We start from the raw sequence: 5,875 nt of genomic DNA, 5'->3' as shown, positions 1-5,875 counted from the left end.
CTGTAGGCGTTTTTATATTCCCCAACTTTCGCATGAGCCGGGCTATGGCAGACGCATTAACCACAGAACAGATAGAAACAATCAATCGCTATAATGAAGAAGAACGTTTTAAATACTGCATTAAAGCCATTGTTGCAAACCGTGAAGTTTGGATACTAAAAGATGAGCACGGTTGTGTCATGCTCAACACAGAAGAAGATGATTGTGTTCCTGTGTGGCCTAACCAAGAGTTTGCCAAGGCATGGGCAACAGGCGAGTGGCAAGCGTGTGAAGCGGAAGCGATCTCTTTGAACAAATGGCACAGCCGTTGGACTTCGGGCCTAGAAGAAGATGAACTGTCGGTGGTAGTGTTCCCCAATGAGAATGAAGAAGGCGTTGTGTTATTTCCCGACGAGTTCGATTTTGAATTGAAAAAGCAAGCCAGTAAAACTCGCTAACTCAAAGAGCTTCTGATAGAAGCTCTTTTTCTAGCTAAATTAGTAACAGTGCGGGAAAGATTTGCAATTAAATATCAGTAACTTATTACTTGCGTGATGTTGTGACCAATACCGTGGCTGCACTACATACGATAAGCACAATACCTAAGTTTTGAACCTCGCCAACTAGAGCTAATCCGCCACCAATCAATAAGTAATACAGAAGTCCAAATAGAGCACCAGCACTACCCGATTGTTGTTTATAGTCAACCAAAGCGACACTCAGCACATTTGGGATCGCAATACCAAAAGACATCACCACTAACATCATTGGTGCTAAAAACCAAATAGAGCCCTGCATGGCATAAACCCCGATAGCACCAATAGTTAACAGCATAGCGGATACCCATAAAAGAGAACGTTGCGACACTTGTTTCGAAAGTAGAGTTTTGTTTAAGTAACTGCCTAGTAACGTCCCAAGCCCTAATACAACCCCACTGTAACCAAATTGGGCAGAGCTAAAACCTAACGCTTCAAAAGTAAAAGCGCCAAGCTGGTAATAAGAGAACAGTGCAATGTTGTATAGCGCAACCAATAAAGCCGAAAACCAGATGTGCGAATCTTTCAACATTCGAAGACTTAAGCTACCTAGTTGTAGAGACTGACTTTCTTTTTGAGTTTCAGGAAGCTTAATCAGGTTGTACAAAAATAGCATTATCGCCATAACAAATAGCGCCAAGAACACACAATGATGACCACCAATAGACGTTAGCTGACCACCTAGTAGCATTCCTAACACAGGGCTAATTGATATCCCCATTCCCATTAGGCTAAAGACCTTGCCTAACTCTTCGCCACTGAACGCATCGCGAAGCATGGTCTGTGTCACAACTGAACCAACAGCGATTCCCAATGCGCTAAATGCGCGTGCGACCATGATGATGCTAAAGCTTTCAGTTTGCATAGCCACCAAAGAAGCGCAGCCGTATATAAATAGGCCAATAATCATGGTTGGGCGTCTGCCAAATTTGTCTGCCAGTATTCCCCAAACAAGAACACCAATAGCAAAAGCTAAAAAATAAACGGACAGCGTTTGAGCTGCTTGGGCGTCGTTTACCGAAAATGATTGGGCAATAGAACCTAAAGCAGGGCTGTAAATGGTTTCCACGATTTGCGGAAACATCAACATGACAACCATCAGCCATAAAGAAGGTTTTGTATTCATCTTGTGTCCTCATCAATGAACTTGGCGCACAGTATAAATGAGGCTATTCTTTATCTATTAACAACATTAATACCAGAAACAACAAGATTCGGACAAATGGCGATTATTGATGAACAAACCCAATTCGATGCTGATAAATTAACAGCTTGCGTTGTAGGGATAGCAGCCGACATCGGTAAACACGACTCGGGAATGCATCAACATAAAAAAGGCCAACTTCTCTATGCGCCTCAAGGATGCATCAGCTTTGCTTTAGATAACTCAATCTGTATTTTACCACCGACAAAAGCAGTTTGGATTCCACCATACATCCAACATCGAGCGATGATGACGAACGTGGTAGCTTATCGATCGCTATACTTCGATTGTGCAGTTTTTGAATGTCCAAATAACATGATTATGATAGAAGTTGATGCTTTGCTAAAGGCACTCATTGATAAGATGGCATTGTGGGCATGGGATAAACCTGAAAATGAAATGCAAAAAACGACGGCTCTTTTTTGGGAGGAATTTTATGCGGCTAAACGTCATTCTTTCCAATTACCCTTACCGTTAGATCGTCGGTTTAAAAAATTCTGCCAACAAGTGATGCAAGAATCTTTTTTGGTGCCGCCTCTTACCACCATCGCACATTCTATAGGTGCAAGTACCAAAACGATCACAAGGCTATTCAAAGCAGAAACAGGAATGTCCTATCAAGACTGGAGGCAGCAATGGCGCTTGTTAAAGGCGATTGAGTTGCTGTCTAAAGAAATACAAGTTAGCGAGGTCTCTCATTTGCTAGGCTTTTCTTCTGATAGTGCGTTTATTGCTTTTTTTAAGAAACAAACAGGACAAACACCTCTCAGTTTTATGAAAAGCAGTAGAAGTAGATTGAATTAAACTAATCAAGTAGTCAGGTTATTGGTATTACGAAAAGACAAGCCAAATAGTGATTTACTGAAATGGGAACTCAATTTCCTCAAGAAGGTTTAGGGTAAAACTATTTTAGCAACCCGCATCTATCATCATAAATGAAATACTCTCAACACTAACGAAACTAATTCCCTCCCCTTTTAGGGGAGGGTTAGGGTGGGGTGCTTTTTAGTTACTGAACCCTGTACACCCCCTCCTAACCTCCCCCTAAAAGGGGGAGGAACAGTACAATATCGACGATATTGTCTTCTGATATTAAATACAGAGCGGCTATTTAAAGCTGGGCGCTTTGTTGAAGTGGCTCTCAATCATTCTTTGAGTGATGGGATGAGTTGGATTAGACAATACTTCTTGTGTGTCACCCGATTCGACTACTTCGCCTTCGTGCATCACCATAATTTTGTCTGTAATGTGTTTTACAATACCAAGGTGTTGAGATACATACACAAACGAGACACCCATCTCTTCTTGCAGTTCTAGAAACAAGTTAATCATCTGTGATCGCATTGCCATGTCTAACCCGTTTAATGCTTCATCAGCCACAATGATCGACGGTTGTAGAATCAGTGCTCGTGCCAAGCAAATCCGCTGTTTTTGCCCGGTGGCGAGCATTTGCGGGTAGAAGTAGGCGTGCTCTGGCAATAACCCAACGCGCAATAGCGTATCTTTCACGCGCTTCATGCGAGCTTCAGGTGGCATATTGGTGTTTCTTTTGAGCGGCCCTTCTAGAATACGACCAATTTGAATTCTTGGGTTCAGCGATGTGTTCGGATCTTGAAAAATCATTCGAATCAGCTTACAGCGCGTGGAGTAATCCTTGTGTTCCAATAACTCTCCATTAACGCGTATCTCGCCAGCAGAGGGTTCAACCATCCCTGCAAGCATTCGTGCCAATGTCGATTTACCAGAACCATTTTGGCCAATAAAACCAATGGTTTGTCCAGCTTCTAACGTAAAGCTGACCGGTTTGACCGCATGCTGAATTTTCTTGCGAAACAGACCTGAACGAGTAATGAAATCTTTAGTTAACCCGTTCACTTCTAATAATGATGCACTCATGACTGTTGCTCCATATTGAGAGGGAAATGACAGGCAAACTTATGATTTTTAATACGTTGTGGATACGGTATTTCAACGCATTGGCGCTGAGCATAGGGGCAGCGAGGCCCCAATCTGCAACCAATCGGTAAATGTTGCAAGGGTGGAATGGAACCCGGTAAGGATTGCAATTTTTCTTTATGCGGGATCCAATCACTAAAATCAGGCATCGCTTTCAGTAGTGCAGCCGTATAAGGGTGTTTGGGTTCACTCAATATTTTCTGGGTATCGGCTGACTCAACAGACTGACCGCAGTACATCACTGTAATACGGTTAGCCCATTGGGTAATGGTGGTTAAGTCGTGGCCAATCAATAGAATCGTGGTGTTATTGACCTGATTCATCCGGCTTAGCAGGCGCAATATCTGTGATTGGGTAATGGGGTCCAAATCGTTCGTTGGTTCATCAGCAATCAAAATTTTTGGTTTGGTTGCGATAGCCATCGCAATCATTACCTTTTGGCATTCACCATCAGTTAGCTCATAGGGGTAGCTACTCATGATGCGAGCGTGCTCTTTGATTCCTACTTTATGTAAAAGGGCAATGGCTTGTTTTTTACGCCATGTAAAACGCTGCCACCATTTGCCTTCAAATGTGCGCGATGGGATAGATTCAATCAACTGTTTTCCCACTTCATCTGAAGGGTCTAAGCAGGTTGACGGTTCTTGAAAAATCATCGCGATGTCGCGGGCAATCACTCGCCGGCGTTCGCGCGGCGTCAGCTGAAGTAGATCAATGTTACCTAAGCGCATGCGGTCGGCGGTGATGGTCCAATTATCTTTGCATATTCCTACGATGGCTTTAGCCACCAAGCTTTTTCCTGATCCGGATTCTCCCACCAACCCGCGAATTTCGCCTTCGTTCATGGTTAAGCTCATGCGATCGACTGCTTTTACCATGCCTTGTGGCGTATCAATTTCGATGGTGAGATGGCGAATATCTAATAATGGCATTATTCCACCCCTGCATTCAGAGCTTGTCGTACACCTTCACCGACTAAATTGATGATGATCACCGTAAACATAATCGCTAAACCGGGGAGAGTGACTGTCCACGGTGCGAGGTAAATCAGCTCAACTGAATCACCTAAGATGGTGCCCCATTCGGTGCTTGGTGCTTGAGCACCCAAACCAAGAAAGCCCAAAGCGGTGATGTCTAAGATGGCAATGGATAACGCGAGTGTTATTTCGTTGGCGATGACAGCAAGGACATTGGGTAAAATGGAGTTCCACAACAGATAAAAGTCATTGGCACCATCTAAACGTGCGGCGAGGATATAGTCTTTTTCTACTTCGTTGTGTACGGCAATATACACCGAACGAACAAAGCGAGGGATGAGTGCCAAACCAATCGCAAGCAAAATATTGAACTCGCCAAAACCGAGCAGTGCCACAAAAATAATGGCAAGCAGCAACGATGGAATCGACATGACCGTGTCGAGTAAGTGGTTCAATGTACTGGACAATAATCCTTTGGTCATGCCTGCCATAATGCCGATAAAACAGCCGATCACAGCCGCGATAGCGGTGATTAAAATAGCGGCAGCGAAGGTGTATTGGGTACCATCAATCAACCGTGACAAGATATCTCGGCCTAAATCGTCGGTACCTAAGAAAAATTCGACAGTACCCGCAGGATCCCAAGAAGGCGGTATTAATAGGTTGCTCGTTTGCAACTGCGGATCATGAGGGGCTATCCAAGGAGAGGTGAGGGTAATCAACACAATGAGTCCTAAGCACCACAAGCCAAACATCGCCAAACTGTTATTGCGATAGCTGCGCCAAAACCGCTCAAACTGAGTTGGAATATGCTCTTCCTGATAAATGTTATTTGTTAGCATACCATTCCTTTCTTACCAGCGGGTTAACCATAGCGCCAATCAAATCAGACAGAATGTTTGCTGTGAGAACGAGCGTACCAACTACGATCACGCCGGCTTGAATGGAGACATAATCTTGGTTAGATAAGGCATCGAGCAGCCAACGGCCGATTCCCGGCCAGTTGAAGATGGATTCAGTAATAATTGCTAGCGTTAACATACTCGATAACTGAACCCCGAATTTAGGAATAATAGGTGGAATTGCATTTCTCAGCACATGCTCGGTGACAATTTCGTAATCACTTAAACCCTTAATTCGAGCGGCGCGTATATAGTTTTGAGCCATTACATCGGCTACCGAAGAACGCATCAGGCTCACCACTTGTGTCGTCGGTGCTAGAG

7 protein-coding genes are annotated in these 5,875 nt (G+C 43.9%); 2 read left to right on the top strand and 5 right to left on the bottom strand.

Annotated features, from left to right (window positions below; all coding sequences use genetic code 11):
• The first annotated feature begins 44 nt into the window (after positions 1 to 44).
• Positions 45 to 437, top strand: coding sequence for a DUF2750 domain-containing protein (locus AACQ17_RS05385; RefSeq protein ID WP_010320150.1), 393 nt, complete (start codon positions 45 to 47; stop codon positions 435 to 437).
• 85 nt (positions 438 to 522) lie between these two features.
• On the opposite strand, the gene AACQ17_RS05380 is transcribed toward AACQ17_RS05385, so the two are convergent.
• Positions 523 to 1,641: a multidrug effflux MFS transporter gene (locus AACQ17_RS05380; protein WP_094147621.1), complete on the bottom strand. Its 1,119-nt coding sequence runs from the start codon at positions 1,639 to 1,641 to the stop codon at positions 523 to 525.
• 96 nt (positions 1,642 to 1,737) lie between these two features.
• Between AACQ17_RS05380 and AACQ17_RS05375 the strand changes: the two genes are divergently transcribed.
• Positions 1,738 to 2,523 (top strand): AraC family transcriptional regulator, encoded by a 786-nt coding sequence (locus AACQ17_RS05375; protein ID WP_017043971.1) that lies wholly within the window; start codon positions 1,738 to 1,740, stop codon positions 2,521 to 2,523.
• Between the two features lie 303 nt (positions 2,524 to 2,826).
• Here the strand turns inward: AACQ17_RS05375 and AACQ17_RS05370 are convergent, their stop codons facing one another.
• The 4 genes from AACQ17_RS05370 to AACQ17_RS05355 all read right to left on the bottom strand — a co-directional run.
• Positions 2,827 to 3,615 (bottom strand): peptide ABC transporter ATP-binding protein, encoded by a 789-nt coding sequence (locus tag AACQ17_RS05370; RefSeq protein WP_013857043.1) that lies wholly within the window; start codon positions 3,613 to 3,615, stop codon positions 2,827 to 2,829.
• Positions 3,612 to 4,607 carry a peptide ABC transporter ATP-binding protein gene (locus tag AACQ17_RS05365; RefSeq protein ID WP_010320232.1) on the bottom strand — a complete coding sequence of 332 codons (996 nt, stop codon included), beginning with the start codon at positions 4,605 to 4,607 and terminating at the stop codon, positions 3,612 to 3,614. The genes AACQ17_RS05370 and AACQ17_RS05365 overlap by 4 nt, the downstream gene beginning before the upstream one ends.
• Entirely contained in the window at positions 4,607 to 5,494 is an 888-nt protein-coding gene (locus AACQ17_RS05360; protein WP_013857042.1) for an ABC transporter permease subunit, read from the bottom strand. The genes AACQ17_RS05365 and AACQ17_RS05360 overlap by 1 nt, the downstream gene beginning before the upstream one ends.
• A partial coding sequence (locus AACQ17_RS05355) for an ABC transporter permease subunit (RefSeq protein WP_141201446.1) occupies positions 5,481 to 5,875 on the bottom strand: 395 nt, incomplete at its 5' end. The genes AACQ17_RS05355 and AACQ17_RS05360, both read right to left, overlap by 14 nt.

The sequence above is a fragment of the Vibrio sp. V10_P2A27P122 genome (assembly GCF_963874335.1).
GTDB lineage: Bacteria > Pseudomonadota > Gammaproteobacteria > Enterobacterales > Vibrionaceae > Vibrio > Vibrio anguillarum.
The sequence above is the reverse complement of the archived record's forward strand: the minus strand, read 5'-3'. Positions and strand labels throughout refer to the sequence as shown.